A 17,320-nucleotide genomic window follows, 5' to 3' on the forward strand; every position below is an offset into this window, starting at 1 on the left:
TGGAACTATTGTGAATGATTGTCTGGGCATTGGTCTCGCTTAGCCAAGTGCTTGTCGCAAATGAAAAACGCCGGCATTCGCCGGCGTTTTTCGATGTCCGATTGACTATTCAGCCCTTGGGCCGGCTTCACGGATCTCGGCAGGTACATCGTACTTGGCGAAGTTGTTGGCAAATTCAGCCGCCAACTTGCGTGCGTACTTGTCATACTCTGCACCATCAGCCCAGGTATCACGCGGATCCAGCAACTTGCTGTCGACGCCAGGCACAGCCACAGGCACATCCAGATTGAGTACATCGATATGTACGGTATCCACATTTTCCAGTTTGTTGTTCACGATAGCGTCAACAACAGCACGGGTAGTGGGGATATCGAAACGCTTACCCACACCGTAAGGACCGCCGGTCCAGCCGGTGTTCACCAGGTACACCTTGGCGCCATACTCACGTACGCGCTTCATCAACAGCTCGGCATACACACCGGCCGGGCGCGGGAAGAAAGGCGCACCGAAGCAAGTTGAGAAAGTCGATTCAATGGCAGCGGTAGAGCCAATTTCGGTGGAACCCACTTTAGCGGTGTACCCCGACAGGAAGTGATAGGCAGCCGCCTGCTCAGAGAGGATAGACACCGGCGGCAACACACCGCTAACGTCACAGGTCAAAAATACCACTGCGCCCGGTTCGCCGGCACGGTTTGCCACTTCACGCTTTTCCACATGCTCAAGAGGGTAGGCTGCGCGGCTGTTCTGGGTCAGGCTGCTGTCGTGATAGTTAGGCACCTTACGCTCATCCAACATCACGTTTTCCAACACTGTCCCAAAGCGAATAGCGTTCCAAATTACCGGCTCGTTCTTGGCCGACAGATCGATACACTTGGCATAGCAACCACCTTCGATATTGAAGACCGCGCCTGGCGCCCAGCCATGCTCGTCGTCACCAATCAGGAAGCGGGTTGGATCCGCAGACAATGTGGTTTTGCCAGTACCTGACAGACCGAAGAACAGGGTTACATCACCTTTCTCACCAACGTTGGCGGAGCAGTGCATGGGCAGCACATCTTCTGCTGGTAACAGGAAGTTTTGTACTGAGAACATGGATTTCTTCATTTCACCGGCATAACGCATACCGGCCAACAGTACTTTGCGCTGGGCGAAGTTGATGATTACCGTACCTTCACTGTTAGTGCCGTCGCGCTCTGGTTCACACACAAAACCTGGGGCGTTCAGAATTTGCCAATTGGGTTTGTTGGCGTGGTTCCACTTGCTCGGACGAATAAACAGGTTGCGGGCAAACAGCTGATGCCAGGCGGTTTCAGTGCGCACGGTCAGCGGCAGATAGTGCTGAGAGTCAGCACCTACTTCCAGATGAGAGATAAACTGGGTTTTGTCTGACAGATAGGCTTCCACTCTGTCCCACAGGGCGTCGAACTTGGCAGCATCGAAAGGACGGTTAACATTGCCCCATTCAATTTGCGCCTCAGTGCCAGGCTCCTTAACGATAAAACGGTCTTTCGGCGAACGACCAGTGCGCTCTCCGGTTCTTACTACCAGGGCGCCATTGGCAGCCAACTCACCTTCACCACGACGAATAGCCTGTTCAATCAGTTCGGCATGGGTCAGGTCGATAAACACATTGGGGGGCACAGAGGTCATCAAACGGTTACTCCAGATTAAAACTTTCAGCCAGGTTTTCAATATTCTCAGAGGCCGGCGATTCTAACCGAAATAAGCCCTATAGAGGTACTACCAAAGGTCAAAAAGTGCACTTTTTGACGTAACTTTCAGTTTTTTGAAGGGAAACTTTCAGAATTCACAACTTAATAAGGTGTTTGACGGCCTTTTTTGAAAGTTTTATTCGGCCGGTGGCAAATTGCACCGGCCTAAGACAGGCTAATTGTGCAGACGTGGCTCTTTAAACTGGCCGGCGTGGATGGCTTCTATATCAATAGCGTCGAATTTGTACTCGGCATGGCAATACTGGCAGTTAAGCACAACACAACCGTCCTGACGCACCAGTTCCAGTAAATCCTGCTTGTCCACCGATGCCAGAGCCGAGGCACTGCGTTCTTTGCTGCAGCTGCATTTAAACAGCACAGGTTGCGGCGTGAACATCTCCACTTCTTCCTGATGGTAGAGACGGTACAGAATGTCGTTAACCGGCAGATTAAACAGCTCATCATCGCTGATGGTGTCGGTAATCTGCACCAGATGCTCAAATTCTTCTTTAGCCGATTCCACCATGGGCAGAATTTGCAGCAGCATACCAGCGGCCTTGGATTCGCCCTGGGCCAATTGCGTGCGCAAGATCACGCGCGTTGCCAACTGCTCTGATTGGGCGAAATAGGCTTCCAGACACTCGGCCAGACTGGGTTTATCCAGTGCCACCATGCCCTGGTAACGTTCGCCCTCTTTAGGCGTAATGGTGATGGCCAACAGCCCTTTCTTAAACATCTGGCTGAAATCCTCAGGCACATCGCCATCCCAGCGGGCAACGCCGCGTAAAGCCTGCTGATGGGTACCGTTGATCACTGCATATTTAACCGGCCCCTCGCTTTGCAGTTGAACGGCGATGTCACCTTCAAATTTGAGCGTGGCGGTCAATAGCGAGGTGGCTGCCATCAATTCGCCCAGCAGCCGCTGCACAGGTTCTGGATATTGCTGCGCACTCAAAATCGCTTTGTAACTGGCATCCAGCCTGACCAGTTCACCGCGCACGTGGGCTTTACTGAACAGGTATCGGTAGAGGTGGTCATAGGCATTGGTCATGCAAAGGTCCTGCTTTGAAATTACTGATGTTTTAACTTAATGATATCGCGCCGCTGTTTTTTATCCGGCTTATGCTCTGGCCTTGGGCTAAGCAAAGCACCGGCTTTTCTTGCCTCGGCATTGGCTTCCCGGCGTTTGAGACTGTCCGCCGTTTCTTCGTACAATTCCTGCGCCAGCACTGCGGAACGCCGTTGCTCACTGATGGCTTTTACCACCACCTCTTTCATATCACTACCTTGTGGAACTTTCAGCACTGCACCCAGCTCAATAGTCTTGCTCGGTTTGCAACGCTGACCATTGTATTGCACCCGGCCGCCCTGCACCATCTCTCTGGCCAGGGCCCGGGTTTTATAAAATCGTGCGGCCCAGAGCCATTTATCCAGGCGCACCGCATCTTGTTCGGCAGATTTCATGTTATACAAAGTATCAAATGTAATTTTTTAGTCATTAACAGGGATTAGAGTTGTGGCCCCACTAGCGACTGGCTATGATGGGCGGATATTTTAACAAAAGATTACAGGTCAAGTTTCTTTTTAAATCTGATGACGTAGCCACTCATCCCCCGTCAAGTGAAACAGACAATCTTGACCAGCTTCAGAGACAGTATTGCCAAGTATGATAGCGACAGATAATCAACAAGTTCAGCAGCTTTGGCTGAAGATGAGCGAACATCAGCCCAAAATTATTCGACTGCTGACATTGCTGCTTTGTCTGTATTTGATTGCCTATGCCGCTGACTTGACCTGGCGATTACTGCCATCGCCGCAAAGCCCAACGCTGACCACCGTGACGGATACAACCCAAGCGAATAACAGCAATAATCCCCGAGCCGACATTGCCAAGCTGCAACGCCTTAATCTGTTTGGCCAAGTGGATGCCGCTCAGCCCAAACAAGAGGCGGTAGAGTCAGCTCCGCAAACCAACTTAAACCTTACCCTGACCGGCGTAGTCGCCAGTGATGTAACAGAGCGTGGCGCAGCCATTGTCGAACATCAAGGCAAACAGAATACCTATGGCGTGGGCGACAAAGTCGATGGCACCAATGCTACAGTCAACGAGATATATGCCGATCGCATTATTATTAAAAACGGCCCCAGGATGGAAACCCTGATGCTCGATGGCATGGATTACAACAGCGGCGCCAAGCAGCAGCAAGCCCGCCCCACCGCCACGCCGGCAAAACCGCAAAGCCAAGCCACCAGCCGTCGTACTCTCAGTAGCGATGCACTGGAAGCCACTCATGCCTTGCAAGCACAACCGTCTAACTTCACCGATTACATCTCCATCAGCCAACACATGGCCGATGGTGAACTAAAGGGCTATCGGGTCAGTCCCGGTAAGTCCCCGACCCTGTTCCAGTCCGCGGGTTTGAAAGCCAACGATATTGTGACCGAAATCAACGGGTTGGATCTAACCGATATTCAACAGTCAGTAGAAGCCATGTCGCTTCTGCGCGAAGCGAATAGCCTGCAGCTCACCATTGAACGGGAAGGCGAGCTGGTTACCTTGTTCCTGGATTTACCATCCGAAGAAAGCGAATTATAAGGATGCCTAGTATGAGGCGAGTGAGTCGTCATTTTCTCAAAACCCTAACCCTGTCGGCCTGTGCGGCCCTACTCTCTGCCGCCACCGCCTTGTCTGCGGCCGAATACTCGCCCAATTTCAAGGGCACCGATATCGATGAATTTATCAATATCGTGGGTAAGAACCTGAAGAAAACCATCATCGTGGACCCCAATGTAAGGGGCAAGATCACGGTGCGCAGCTATGACCTGCTAAGCGAAGAACAGTATTACCAGTTTTTCTTAAACGTGCTGCAAGTGTATGGTTTTGCCGTGGTGCAGATGCCCAGCGGCGTGCTTAAGGTGGTGCGTGACAAGGACGCCAAGACATCCAACATCCCCGTCGTTGAAGGCACGCCTTTTGATGGTGACGAGATGATCACCCGCGTTGTGCCGGTATACAACGTCTCGGTGCGTGAACTGGCACCACTACTGCGCCAACTCAACGATCAGGCCGGTGGCGGTAACGTGGTCAGCTACGATCCTTCCAACGTCATGATGCTGACCGGCCGTGCCGCCGTAGTAAACCGTTTGGTGGAAATCATTGAACGGGTGGACAAAGCCGGTGACCAGGAAGTGGACATCGTTAAGCTTAAATATGCGTCCGCCTCTGAAATGGTGCGTATCGTAGACAGCATCAATAAATCCCAGGGTGCCAAACAAACCCCGGATATCCTCGAACCACGGGTAGTGGCCGACGATAGAACCAACAGTGTGATCGTCAGCGGCGACACCAAGGCCCGTCAGCGCCTGATTAGCTTGATTGAGCGATTAGATAAAGAACTGGAAACCAACGGCAATACCCGGGTTATCTATCTCAAGTACGCCAAAGCCGAAGACTTGGTGAAAGTACTGCAAGGCGTGAGCGCCAGTATTCAGGCCGAGGAACAGGCCGGCAACGCCCAGGCCAGACGCACCCAGAAGCGTGATGTCAGCATCGATGCCCATACCGACTCCAATGCACTGGTGATCACTGCCGAGCCGGATATGATGCGCTCGTTGGAAGAAGTTATCCGTCAGTTGGATATCCGTCGTGCCCAGGTGCAGGTGGAAGCCATTATCGTCGAAGTCTTCGAGGGTGACGGCACGCAGCTTGGCGTGCAGTGGGCCAGCGAATCCGGTGGCGGCCAGCAGTTTAATAACGGTACTGTGCCTATCGGTGCGTTGGGCGTGGCGATCCGCCAGGCCGAAGACAGGACAGTAAACAAAACCAATATCACCGCTAATGGTGAGGTGGTCACCAGCACCGATACCGTACAGGGCGATTTGACCGCGCTGGCTAGTCTATTGGGCGGTGTTAACGGAGCCATGTATGGGGTGGTCAAAGACGGCTGGGGTGCAGTGATCCAGGCGGTGAGTACCGACACCAACTCCAACGTGCTGGCAACGCCGCATATCACTACCATGGACAACGAAGAAGCCTTCTTTATTGTGGGCCAGGAAGTGCCGATTATCACCGGCTCTACCACCGGTTCTAACAATGCCAACCCGTTCCAGACCGTGGACCGCAAAGAAGTCGGTATCAAGCTTAAGGTGACGCCGCAGATCAACGAAGGCACAGCCGTGCAGCTCACCATTGAGCAGGAAGTCTCCAGCGTCAGTGGCACCACCGGTGTGGATATCTCCATCAACAAGCGTGAGTTGAAAACCACCGTATTGGTGGATGATGGCGGTACAGTCGTGCTGGGCGGCCTGATTGATGAAGACGTGCAGGAGAGTGTCTCCAAGGTGCCGCTACTGGGCGATATCCCCATACTGGGCGCACTGTTTAAGTCGACCTCTACCTCCAAGCGCAAGCGTAACCTGATGGTGTTCCTGCGCCCGGTGATCGTCAAAGACGGTGTAACCATGAATACCATCAGTCATCGTAAGTACAATTTCATCCGCGCCGAGCAATTGAAGCGTCAGGCCGAGGGTGTGCCATTGATGCCCTTTACTGACACGCCAGTGTTACCCGAATGGGACGATGCCTTAAGTCTCCCACCAAGCTTCTATGAGTACATGGAGCGGAAGCAGAAAGAGGAAGGTCAGGACTGATGGCACAGCAGAGCATCACGCCAGAGCAAATGCCGGCAGTAGTCGACGAGCAGGCTGTAGCTCACCGGCAACTGGGCTTTGGCTTTGCTAAGCGCCATAAAGTGCTGCTGGATACAGCTGAACAGCCGGCGATTCTGTATCACACAGCGGAGACACCTTTTGAGGTCTTCGCTGAGGTAAGACGTTTCCTTGGTCGTGAATTTCGATTGGTGGATATCAGCGCCGAGAAATTTGAAAGTCTGCTGACCAAAGCCTTTCAGCGCGACTCCAGCGAAGCCAAACAGTTGATGGAAGATATTGGTAACGAGGGCGACCTGTTTGCCCTGGCCGAAGAATTGCCGGAAACCGAAGATCTGCTGGAAAGCGAAGACGACGCGCCCATCATTAAACTGATTAACGCAATGCTCGGCGAAGCCATCAAGGAAGGTGCCTCAGATATCCATATCGAAACCTTCGAAAAGCAACTGGTGGTGCGTTTTCGTGTGGATGGCGTGCTAAGGGAAATTCTGCGTCCCAACCGCAAGATGTCTTCCATGCTGGTATCCCGTATTAAGGTTATGGCCAAGCTGGATATTGCCGAGAAACGGGTCCCCCAGGATGGCCGTATTACCCTGCGTATTGCCGGGCGCGCGGTGGATGTGCGGGTCAGTACTATGCCCTCCAGCCATGGTGAGCGGGTGGTGCTGCGTCTGCTGGATAAGAATACCGCCCATCTGGATCTTGAAGATTTAGGCATGACCGAAAAGATTCGCCTGCATTTCTCTGAACTGATCAGAAAGCCCCACGGCATTATCCTGGTCACCGGCCCCACGGGTTCGGGTAAAAGTACCACCTTGTATGCGGGCCTGACCGAAATCAACACCAAGGATCGTAATATCCTCACGGTCGAAGACCCCATCGAATACGATCTCGAAGGCATCGGCCAGACTCAGGTTAATCCCAGGGTAGATATGACCTTTGCCCGTGGCCTGCGTGCCATACTGCGTCAGGACCCAGACGTGGTCATGGTGGGCGAAATTCGTGATCTGGAAACCGCGCAAATTGCGGTACAGGCCAGTTTGACCGGTCACTTGGTGCTTTCCACTCTGCACACCAATACCGCTGCCGGTGCCATTACTCGTTTGGAAGACATGGGCATTGAACCGTTCCTGCTGTCATCCAGCTTACTGGCGGTGTTGTCACAGCGCCTGGTACGTACGTTATGTGTGGAGTGCCGTCAGTTGCACGTGCCCTCGGATCGCGAATGTGACATCCTCGGCATCAGCAGAGCGCAAGCCGATGCACATCCCATTTACGGGCCCAAAGGCTGCGCCGCTTGCAATCAGACCGGCTATCGCGGCCGTACCGGTATCCATGAACTATTGATTGTGGATGAGCAGGCCAGAGATATGATCCACAACGGCCATGGCGAGCAGGCAATCGAAAAGTACATTCGTAAGTCAACGCCGAGCATTCGTGATGACGGGTGTTCCAAGGTCTTAAAAGGCTTTACCTCATTAGAAGAGGTGTTACGCGTCACTCGGGAGGACTAAATGGGCGCGTTTTCCTTTAAGGCCCTGGATGGAAAGGGAAATAATAAATCCGGCGTGCTCGAAGCTGACAATGCCCGACAGGTACGTCAGCAACTTCGTGAGCAAGGCCTGATCCCGCTTGAAGTAGAGCAGGTAGCAGAGCGCGATAAGCGCCCCTCCTCAGGCTTTAATCTGTTTCGACCGAAAATTTCTTCTTCTGAGCTGGCGCTGCTTACCCGGCAGATGGCCACCTTGGTGGAATCCGCCCTGCCTATCGAAGAAGCACTGCTGGCGGTAGCTGAACAATGTGAAAAGGCCCGTCTGAAAAATATGATGATGGCCGTGCGCAGCAAAGTGGTTGAAGGTCATAGCCTGGCCGACGCCATGGCCGAATTCCCCACCATTTTTGACAATCTGTACCGCGCCATGGTGGCCGCCGGTGAAAAATCCGGACACCTTGACACAGTGCTGAACCGCCTGGCCGACTACACCGAAAAGCGTGATCAGACCCGCAGTCAGATTATCCAGGCACTGATTTATCCTTCTTTGATGCTGACCATCGCTATGTTGGTGGTGATCGCTCTTTTAACCCAAGTGGTGCCAAAAATAGTCGGTCAGTTCGATACCATGGGTCAGGATTTACCCATGATAACCAAGGTCATGATCGCCATCAGCGACTGGTTACGTGACTATGTGCTGTTTCTGTTTGCCGCCATTGTATTGCTGATTATCGTTATTCAACGCCTGTTGCAGCATCCGGCGTTACGCCTTAAGTATCACCGGTTGTTACTGCGTTTACCGTTGATAGGTAAGGTCTCACGTGGTCTTAATACAGCCCGCTTCGCCCGCACCTTGAGTATTCTGACGTCAAGCGCCGTGCCGCTGTTGGAAAGTATGCGTATCGCCGGCGGCGTGTTGGAAAACCTACATATTAAAAACGCTTTGGCCGATGCTGCCGAGCGGGTAAAAGAAGGCTCCAGCCTGCGCGCCGCCCTGGAAAAAACCAAAATGTTCCCGCCTATGATGATGCATATGATTGCCTCAGGGGAACGCAGCGGCGAACTACAGCAGATGCTCGGGCGTGCTGCTGACAATCAGGACCGGGAATTCGAAGCCTTGATCAATGTCTCACTGAAAGTCTTCGAACCCCTTTTAATCGTAGGCATGGCAGGCATAGTCATGTTTATCGTCATGGCCATACTGCAACCTATTCTGGCTCTAAACCAAATGGTGAATATCTGATGAAAGTGCAAATGAAACCCCAGGTGAAACCTCAGGCCGGCTTCAGCCTTATCGAAGTCATGGTGGTATTACTGATTATCGGCATGATGGCCGCCTTGGTAGCGCCTGCCATCCTTGGCAATCAGGAAACCGCGCAGCTGAAAAAAGCCGCCATTGATATTCAGCAGCTGGAGAGTGCAGTACAGATGTACAAAGTGCGCACTAACCTGCTACCCACCACCGAACAAGGCCTGGATGCACTGGTTAATGCACCAACCATCGATCCGGTACCGCGTAACTACCCTGCGGAAGGTTTTATCCAGCGTCTGCCCAAAGATCCCTGGCAAAATGACTACTACCTGTTGAGCCCCGGCGAAATGGGTAGCTTCGATATTTTCTCAGCAGGACCAGATATGCAGCCAGGTACCGAGGATGATATCGGCAACTGGAATCTGGAAGAGTTCCTGAACTAACTTCTATGCAGTCTTTCCACCGCCAAGCCCGCGGCTTTACCCTACTCGAGGTCATGCTGGTGCTGCTACTGATGGGCTTGATTGTGGGGACAGTCAGTCTGACTGCCTTTAGCAGCAGTCAGCAGGACAAACTGGAAGAACAGGCCAGGCGCTTTCAGGTGGTATTTGATATGGCATCCGATTTCGCCGTGCTCAACCAGCTTGAACTGGGTTTGCGCATCGACGAAAACCAGTACCAGTTTCTGGTATTGGACGACGAGCAAAAATGGCAGTACTTCACCGCCGATAAAATCTTCACCGCCCACGAATTACCCGAGGATTTCTCCCTGGAATTGCAGCTTGAGGATTTGCCCTGGCAGGAGGAAGACAGTCTGTTCAGTGACGAGCTATTTGACGAGGGCCTGTCGGTGAGCGAAGAGGGCGTAGAGATTGGTAATGAAGAAGATAAACCCATTCCGCCCCCGCAAGTACTGGTGCTCTCCAGTGGCGAATTCACCCCATTTCAACTGTGGTTTAAGTTTGAACCACGTTTAGGCGACGAAGAGCCGGTGTTTTTCCGCATCGATGGTGAGGACATGCCACCGCTGGCACTGAGTGAGGCGTTGGATAGTCAATGAAATGGCCTGCCTTGCAAAAAGGAATGACCTTGCTGGAAGTGATGGTGGCGTTACTGATATTTGCCATCACCGGCACTGCCATTATGAAAGCCGCCAGTGAGAATTTGAATAATATAAGCTCGTTGGAAGAAGTGATCTTTGCCACTTGGGTGGCGAATAACCGCCTGACGCAAATTCAGCTGGAAGGAAAATGGCCGCCACTGAATAATCAGAAAGGCAGTCAGGAAATGGCCGACCGCACCTGGTACTGGCAACAAAAAGTGCTGGAAACGCAGGACAGCGGCCTGCGCATGGTGGAAGTGCAGATCAAAAGCGAAGAAAACACGGACAGGGTGCTGACCTCAGTCAGTACTTTCATCGCCAAGCCCGGAGACCGTCAATAATGGCGGCATCAGGCTCCTCCCCATCAACTTATAGCGTCGGCTCCAAAGGTTTTACCTTACTGGAGATTCTGATTGCCATGGCCATATTCACCATGATCGGTCTGGCTTCCCATTCGGTGCTGACCACTGTGTTGAACAGTGACGATATCTCCTCTGCCCGCACGCAGAAGTTGGAAGCATTGCAACGGGCCATGCTGTTTATCGAACGGGATTTGCTCCAGGCCGTACCAAGAGCAGTGCGTATAGAGGGCGAGAATAACGACAAGGTCATCAGCGGTGGCAGCAATCAGGTGGGCAGCGAAGCCGATGGACTGTTGCTGGTCCGCGCCGGCTGGCACAACCCACAACTCATGCTTCCAAGAAGCACCCTGCAACCGGTGGCGTATCGGTTAGTGCAGGGCAAATTGGAACGGGTCTATACCAATTACCCGGACAACGTGATTGGCTATGAGCCTAAGGTAAAAGTGTTGCTGGAGGATATCGAAGATTTCCAGGTGCAATTTCTGGCACCTTCCACCGAGCAAAACAGTCAAAATAACTGGTCTGAATCGTACGTGGGCAGTACCTTGCCCAAGGCAATTGCCATCGAGATCCAGAGCAAGGATTTCGGCCTGATACGTCGCGAGTTCCTGCTGGCTTCCGGCGCTGTTGCCGCCCCGGCTGCAGCAGAGGAGAACTGATATGCAACAACGGGGCGTAGCATTGGTATTGGTATTGATGATCGTGGCTCTGGTGAGTGTGATCGCCACCGAAATGGGTGCCCGCTTGCAATATCAGGTTAAACGGGTCAGCAATATCAAAGACAACAACCAGGCTTACTGGTATGCCATGGGGGCCGAACAATATGCCACTAAGGCCCTGGCCGATTTGAAAAGGCAGGACGGCGAGGTGATCCACTTAAACCAACCTTGGGCAGCAGCCGATATTACCTTTCCACTGGAAGGCGGCGGTCTGCAGGCCAAGCTTAGGGATATGCAGAGCTGCTTTAATCTCAATGCCCTGCGTTCGGCAGATGCAAATAACCAGGGGCGCAGTCCGGCCGGGGACGCCTTTAAACGACTTTTGCAGCACAGCAGTCTGGAAATCCCCAGTTTCGATGCCGATGTCTTTGCCGATGCGGTGCTGGATTGGCTGGATGCCGATGGCAATATCCGTGACTATGGTGCCGAGGACAGCGAATATGAATCCATGTTGCCTCCTTACTTACCGGCCAATGCAAATTTTGCCACCGCCAGCGAGCTGCGCATGATAAAGGGAGCAGATCCTAAATGGCTCAAAAAGCTATTGCCTTTGGTGTGTGTATTGCCGGGTAACGAACTGAAGATCAATATCAACACCTTGGATGAAAGCATGAGTCCGCTGCTGCAATCGTTATTAGGCAATATTGGTGAGCAGGAAGCCAAGAGCCTGATCACATCCCGCAAGCCGGATGGTTATCGCAATGTGGATGACTTTCTGAATCAGCCCGATGTGCAGGCGCTTAATCTGAGCGCCGAACAAAAGGCCTGGTTTGACGTGACCACGTCGTATTTCCTTTTACAAACACGAACCCGTTACAATAACGCCAGTTTCGCCATGTCATCGCTCCTGCATATACAGGATAATATGAAGGTGGATGTGCTTCGCCGGGAATTTGGAGGATTTGAATGACAGAACAGCTGATCATCAGGTTGGGCTCAAGCAGCCTCGACCCCATTCAGTGGCTGGTCTGGTCTGCACAGGAGCAAGACATTATCGCATCCGGCGAATTGCCCGATGCCAGTCATTTGCATAGCCTGAAAGACAGAGCCGGCGGTCGTCCGGTCACCGCACTAGCGCCCACCAGCGAAATCCGCATGCAATGGGTTAGCCTGCCGGCTAAGGCAGGACGCAAAGCGTTGGCCGCTATCCCCTTTATGCTGGAAGATGAGCTGAGCACCGATATCGATAACCAACTCTTTGCCTTAGGCCCCAGACAAGGGCTTCGCCAGGCCGTGGCTATCGTTGATAAGCGCAGATTGCAGGAATGGCTCGACTGGTTAGCCGAAGGCGGCCTGGTCTGCAATAAGGTGCTTCCCGATGTTCTGGCCCTGCCACTACACGAAAATGGTTGGTCTCTGCTTAAACTAGGCAATCAGATCATGCTGCGCCAGGACGAATGGCGCGGCATGCAGGGCGAACAAAGCTGGATGTTGGCCGCCATTGAACATGTGGCTAAACAGCAGGTCAGCCCACTGACACTGGCCAACTACAGCGATATTCAGTTACCCGCACTGCCCAGCCTGGAAGAGCAACCTGAGCAATTGGAAATGCCCATGAAAGTGCTTGCCCAGGGCGCTCTTGGGGCCACTTTCAACCTGCTGCAGGGCGAATTCAAGCCCAAGAAACAGCGCACTCAGCAAGGCAGCAAGTGGCGCCTGGTGGCTGTACTGGCCGGTATCGCCCTGACCACCAGCCTGGTGGATAAAGCGGTGCAAGCCAATCACCTGGCCAATGAGCGCAACAATTTGCAGTTGCAGATACTGCAGGAGTTTCAGCGGGCTTTCCCCGAGGTGAAGCGTGTTGTTAACGTTAAATCGCAGATGACCCAAAAACTGAATGAATTGCAGCAGGGCAGCGGCGGTGTATCCATGCTGGTGATGCTGTCGCAGTTGTCTGATGCCTTCGAGAAAAGCCAAATTAAGCCACAGACCCTGAAGTTTGATGTAAAACGCGCCGAACTGCGTATGCAGGCGGCAGGTAAGAACTTCGAGGCCTTGGAGCAATTCCGCCGCTTGGCCGAAAGTCAGGGTTTTACCGTGCAGCAAGGCGCGATTAACAACACCGATAATCAGGTGATTGGCACATTGTCCATAAGGAGTTGAGGTGAAGCAGTTAGTGGAGAAATTCCGCGCCCTCAGTGAGCGCGAACAACGCCTGGTAATAGTCGCCGCGCTTTTCATGATCATCGGCCTGTTTTACTTCCTTATTTGGTCACCGATGAATCAGTCTATCGAGCGCAACAAGGTGGCGGTACAAAGCCAGCAAGAACTGCTGGCCTGGGTGCAGAAAAATGCCAATAAGGCTATCCAGCTAAAGGGAAGCGGCAAGCAAAGCCAGCGCTTTAGTGGCTCTTTAACCCAAGCGGTCAATCAACATGCAGGACGCAGTGGCATCAGCATTGCGCGTATGCAGCCGCAGGGCGAAGAACTACTGGTGTGGGTAGACGAAGCACCTTTTAACCAGGTGCTGGCCTGGCTGCAAGCCATGGAACAGCAAGGGATCCAGATTCTGGATGCCGATTTCAGTGAAACCAGCACGCCTGGCCAAATTAAGATCCGCCGTTTGCAATTAGGAACATCATAATGAGCCTACGCGTGCTAAAGCTGGCTGCGCTGGTTCTGTTCGGTTATCTGATATTTCTGGTGGCGTATCTGCCAGCGGTGCAGGTGTTACCGCGCCTGCCATTGCCATCGCAATTAAGCCTGCAAGGCGTCTCGGGCACCGTATGGCAGGGCAATGCCCTGCGCCTGAGCTATCAGGGCCTACCAATTGAGAATCTGAGCTGGCAACTAAGTCCGTGGGGATTATTACTGGGCAAAGCCAATATCACCGTCAAAGCTGGAAATAGCCGCGACGCCGAGCAGATCGCACTAGAGGGGCAAGTGGGTGCCAGCGCATCAAGCATTGCCAGTGACGGCCTGACGCTCTACCTGCCCACAGACCTGGTGATTTCACAACTACCTCTGCCACTGCCGGTAAATGCCAAGGGTCGATTTAAAGTCACCCTGGATGAGCTGGAATATGGCCCTGATTGTCAGGCACTGCTGGGCAAAGGACAGTGGCTCAATGCACAGGTGGCCGGTACTCAGGGCTTTATCGACCTGGGTAATTTCGATGCCGACCTTGGCTGTGTGGAAGGTGATATCACCCTCAATGTGAAAGAGCCCAATCGCTTTGGGCTTAGCGCCGAGGCACGCATACCTGCCAACTTTAAGGTGAAGATTAGCGGCAAATTCAAACCCGATCCCAGCCTGCCCCAAGAAGTGCATAATGCCGCGAAACTCTTTGGTCAGCCCGATAGTCAGGGCTATTACCAGATACGCTTTTAACACATCAAATCCCAGACAAACAGGCGCCCTTTGGCGCCTGTTTGTGCCCTTTCAAACTTGATAAGGCGAAGCTATTGCCGAACATTAAAACGCATGTTTAAATTAAGCGTTTAGAGATCATCCAACTGACGGAGGCTTTATGGCCGATTACCGCGCTCCTTTAAAAGACATCCAGTTTGTACTTAACGACGTGTTCGATGCTCCCGCTTTGTGGCAAAGCTGTGAAGCCCTCGCCCAGGTAATCGACGCCGATACCGCTCAGGCTATCCTGGAAGAAGCGGCCAAGTTGGTGGAAAAGGAAGTCGCACCCCGGGCAAGAAACGCCGATGAGCAAGGTGTTAGCTGGGATGCCGGTAAAGTCACTACCCCCGATGGCTACAAGGAGTCGTTCCAGGCCATCGCCAACGGCGGCTGGATTGGCTTAAGCGGCGATCCCGAATTAGGCGGCATGGGTATGCCCAAGATGCTCTCGGCCCAGTACGAAGAGCTTTTGTGTGCCGGGGATGTTTCCTTCTCCCTTTACCCAGGCCTGACTTATGGCGCGACCATGGCTATTTTGGCTCATGGTAGTGATGAGCTGAAGCAAACGTATCTTCCAAAAATGTACTCGGGTGAGTGGGCCGGCAGCATGTGTTTGACCGAACCCCATGCCGGTACCGATCTTGGCATAATCCGCACTAAAGCTGTCGACAACGGCGATGGCAGCTATAGCATCAGTGGCACCAAGATGTTTATCACCGGTGGCGAGCAGGATCTAACCGACAATATTATCCATCTGGTATTGGCCAAGCTGCCCGATGCCCCGGCCGGCTCCAAAGGCATATCCATGTTCCTGGTACCCAAAATTGAGGTGTTGGAAAATGGCGAACTAGGGGGTCCCAATGGCGTTTCTTGCGGTTCTGTGGAGCACAAGATGGGCATCCATGGTTCGGCGACTTGCGTGATGAATTTCGACAACGCCAAAGGTTATCTGGTCGGCGACATTAACAAAGGTCTGGCCGCCATGTTCGTAATGATGAATTACGAGCGTCTGGGCGTGGGTATTCAGGGCTTAGGCTGCTCCGAACGTTCCTATCAAAATGCTTTGGCCTACGCCAAAGAGAGGCTGCAAAGCCGAGCGGCGACTGGCCCTGTTAATCCGGATAAAGCCGCCGACCCCATTCTGGTGCATGCAGACGTGCGCCGCATGCTGCTGAATATGAAAGCCCTGACCGAAGGTGGGCGCGCTTTCTCCACCTATGTCGCTAAACAGTTGGATCTGGCTAAATACGCCGATGATGCGGAGGTTCGCCAGCAAGCCGATAAGATGGTGGCCCTGCTAACGCCAGTGGCAAAAGCCTTCTTAACCGATATGGGTTTGGATATTACCGTGCTTGGACAGCAGATTTTTGGTGGCCATGGTTATATCCGCGAATGGGGCCAGGAGCAGTTGGTCAGAGATGTGCGTATTGCCCAAATTTATGAAGGCACCAACGGCATTCAGGCCCTGGATTTAATGGGCCGCAAGGTGGCCGCCAATGGCGGCGAGTATATAAAACTCTTCACCGATGAGATCCAAGCCTTTACCGACGCCCAATCAGATGATGCGATGCAAGAGTTTATCCAGCCGCTGACAAAGGCACTGGGAACCCTGAACGAGGTAACCCAATGGGTATTGGCACAAAGCGCCAAAGATGCCAATGAAATCGGTGCGGCCTCGGTGGATTATCTGCATCTGCTTGGCTATGTCAGCTATGCCTACATGTGGGCGCTGATGGCCAAAGCCGCCCTTGAGGCCAAGACAGATGATCAGGATTTCTATCAAGCTAAACTGGCCACCGCACGCTACTATTTCGGTCGCCTGCTGCCACGCATCTACAGTCTGCAAGCTGGCATTCAGTCTGGTAGCGCATTGCTGTACGGGCATAGCGACGAGCAGTTCTAAAAGAATACAGGGGCGATAGTCGCCCCTCTTTCTATCGCCTCACCGGATTGGCACGGATATCATCCAGCAAGTAGCGGTAATCCTGAATCGCATTGAAGTCCTGAATGTCCCTCACCGGCTGTTTGGAATCGGGATTACTGACCGCCAGCAGATGGGCGATACCAAACTCCTGCGCTGCCTTGAGAATAATCAAACTGTCATCCACAAACAGAGTTCTCGCCGGATCAAAACCCAGTCTGGCCTGTAACTGCTGCCATAGTGACTGAGATTCCTTGGTTACCCCGAATTCATGGGTGGAGATCAGGGTATCAATGTGCTGGTCGAGCGCCGTGCGCTCTACCTTCAGGGACAAGCTACCCGGGTGGGCATTGGTCACCAATACCACTTCTCTGCCACTATCGTGCAGCGCATCCAAAAACGGCAAGGTATCCTCGCGGATACTGATCAGGTGTTGGATTTCACGCTTGGCACTGACCAAATCCATCTTCAACTTTTGCGCCCAATAGTCCAGGCAGTACCAATTCAAGGTGCCCATCACCTTGTCATATTCCACCTGCATACAGGCTTTGGCTTCAGCCAATGTCAGACCATCACGCTCGGCCAGGCGCTGGGGAATAAACTCCAGCCAGAAATGGTTGTCGAAGTGCAAATCCAGCAGGGTGCCGTCCATATCCAGCAGCACGGTGTCGATATTTTTCCAATTAAGCATGAATGAGCCGTAAATTTGCCCCAATCCTTATTGCGATATGATGTTCAAGC

General features: G+C 52.9%; 17 protein-coding genes. 13 read left to right on the forward strand and 4 right to left on the reverse strand.

All coding sequences use genetic code 11. From position 1 onward, the window contains the following. Positions 1–105: 105 nt before the first annotated feature. The 3 genes from P2G88_RS13205 to hslR form a co-directional block, all read right to left on the reverse strand. The gene (locus tag P2G88_RS13205) at positions 106–1,650 is read right to left on the reverse strand and encodes a phosphoenolpyruvate carboxykinase (protein ID WP_275796725.1); all 1,545 of its coding nucleotides are present in this window, start codon (positions 1,648–1,650) and stop codon (positions 106–108) included. Between the two features lie 237 nt (positions 1,651–1,887). Continuing rightward, positions 1,888–2,763: an Hsp33 family molecular chaperone HslO gene (gene hslO / locus P2G88_RS13210; RefSeq protein WP_275796727.1), complete on the reverse strand. Its 876-nt coding sequence runs from the start codon at positions 2,761–2,763 to the stop codon at positions 1,888–1,890. A 20-nt stretch (positions 2,764–2,783) separates the two neighbouring features. Further along, the gene (gene hslR / locus P2G88_RS13215) at positions 2,784–3,176 is read right to left on the reverse strand and encodes a ribosome-associated heat shock protein Hsp15 (RefSeq protein WP_275796729.1); all 393 of its coding nucleotides are present in this window, start codon (positions 3,174–3,176) and stop codon (positions 2,784–2,786) included. A gap of 202 nt (positions 3,177–3,378) precedes the next feature. Between hslR and gspC the strand changes: the two genes are divergently transcribed. From gspC to P2G88_RS13280, 13 genes are all read left to right on the forward strand, one after another. Further along, on the forward strand, positions 3,379–4,308 hold the full coding sequence (gene gspC, locus P2G88_RS13220; protein ID WP_275796867.1) for a type II secretion system protein GspC: 930 nt from the start codon (positions 3,379–3,381) through the stop codon (positions 4,306–4,308). Between the two features lie 2 nt (positions 4,309–4,310). Then, positions 4,311–6,362 (forward strand): type II secretion system secretin GspD, encoded by a 2,052-nt coding sequence (gene gspD / locus P2G88_RS13225; RefSeq protein WP_275796730.1) that lies wholly within the window; start codon positions 4,311–4,313, stop codon positions 6,360–6,362. Positions 6,363–6,391: 29 nt separating this feature from the next. Further along, on the forward strand, positions 6,392–7,894 hold the full coding sequence (gene gspE, locus P2G88_RS13230; RefSeq protein ID WP_275796869.1) for a type II secretion system ATPase GspE: 1,503 nt from the start codon (positions 6,392–6,394) through the stop codon (positions 7,892–7,894). Next, positions 7,895–9,115: a type II secretion system inner membrane protein GspF gene (gene gspF / locus P2G88_RS13235; protein WP_275796732.1), complete on the forward strand. Its 1,221-nt coding sequence runs from the start codon at positions 7,895–7,897 to the stop codon at positions 9,113–9,115. Beyond that, positions 9,115–9,567 carry a type II secretion system major pseudopilin GspG gene (gene gspG / locus P2G88_RS13240; RefSeq protein ID WP_275796734.1) on the forward strand — a complete coding sequence of 151 codons (453 nt, stop codon included), beginning with the start codon at positions 9,115–9,117 and terminating at the stop codon, positions 9,565–9,567. The genes gspF and gspG overlap by 1 nt, the downstream gene beginning before the upstream one ends. A gap of 5 nt (positions 9,568–9,572) precedes the next feature. Beyond that, the gene (gspH, locus tag P2G88_RS13245) at positions 9,573–10,184 is read left to right on the forward strand and encodes a type II secretion system minor pseudopilin GspH (RefSeq protein WP_275796736.1); all 612 of its coding nucleotides are present in this window, start codon (positions 9,573–9,575) and stop codon (positions 10,182–10,184) included. Next, the gene (gene gspI / locus P2G88_RS13250; protein WP_275796738.1) at positions 10,181–10,567 is read left to right on the forward strand and encodes a type II secretion system minor pseudopilin GspI; all 387 of its coding nucleotides are present in this window, start codon (positions 10,181–10,183) and stop codon (positions 10,565–10,567) included. Before gspH ends, gspI begins: the two co-directional genes overlap by 4 nt. Further along, positions 10,567–11,247 (forward strand): type II secretion system minor pseudopilin GspJ, encoded by a 681-nt coding sequence (gene gspJ / locus P2G88_RS13255; protein ID WP_275796740.1) that lies wholly within the window; start codon positions 10,567–10,569, stop codon positions 11,245–11,247. The genes gspI and gspJ overlap by 1 nt, the downstream gene beginning before the upstream one ends. A 1-nt stretch (position 11,248) precedes the next feature. After that, on the forward strand, positions 11,249–12,217 hold the full coding sequence (gene gspK / locus P2G88_RS13260) for a type II secretion system minor pseudopilin GspK (protein ID WP_275796742.1): 969 nt from the start codon (positions 11,249–11,251) through the stop codon (positions 12,215–12,217). After that, positions 12,214–13,410: a type II secretion system protein GspL gene (gspL, locus tag P2G88_RS13265; RefSeq protein WP_275796744.1), complete on the forward strand. Its 1,197-nt coding sequence runs from the start codon at positions 12,214–12,216 to the stop codon at positions 13,408–13,410. Before gspK ends, gspL begins: the two co-directional genes overlap by 4 nt. 1 nt (position 13,411) lies before the next feature. Continuing rightward, positions 13,412–13,891, forward strand: a complete 480-nt coding sequence (locus tag P2G88_RS13270) for a type II secretion system protein M (protein WP_275796745.1) — start codon at positions 13,412–13,414, stop codon at positions 13,889–13,891. Then, complete coding sequence (locus P2G88_RS13275; protein ID WP_275796747.1) at positions 13,891–14,637, forward strand: type II secretion system protein N; 747 nt, start codon at positions 13,891–13,893, stop codon at positions 14,635–14,637. The genes P2G88_RS13270 and P2G88_RS13275 overlap by 1 nt, the downstream gene beginning before the upstream one ends. 139 nt (positions 14,638–14,776) lie before the next feature. After that, the gene (locus P2G88_RS13280) at positions 14,777–16,561 is read left to right on the forward strand and encodes an acyl-CoA dehydrogenase C-terminal domain-containing protein (RefSeq protein WP_275796749.1); all 1,785 of its coding nucleotides are present in this window, start codon (positions 14,777–14,779) and stop codon (positions 16,559–16,561) included. Positions 16,562–16,592: 31 nt separating this feature from the next. Here the strand turns inward: P2G88_RS13280 and yrfG are convergent, their stop codons facing one another. Next, positions 16,593–17,270 (reverse strand): GMP/IMP nucleotidase, encoded by a 678-nt coding sequence (gene yrfG, locus P2G88_RS13285; RefSeq protein WP_275796751.1) that lies wholly within the window; start codon positions 17,268–17,270, stop codon positions 16,593–16,595. Between the last annotated feature and the right edge of the window lie 50 nt (positions 17,271–17,320).

This window comes from Aliiglaciecola sp. CAU 1673 (assembly GCF_029223185.1).
Taxonomy (GTDB): domain Bacteria; phylum Pseudomonadota; class Gammaproteobacteria; order Enterobacterales; family Alteromonadaceae; genus Bowmanella.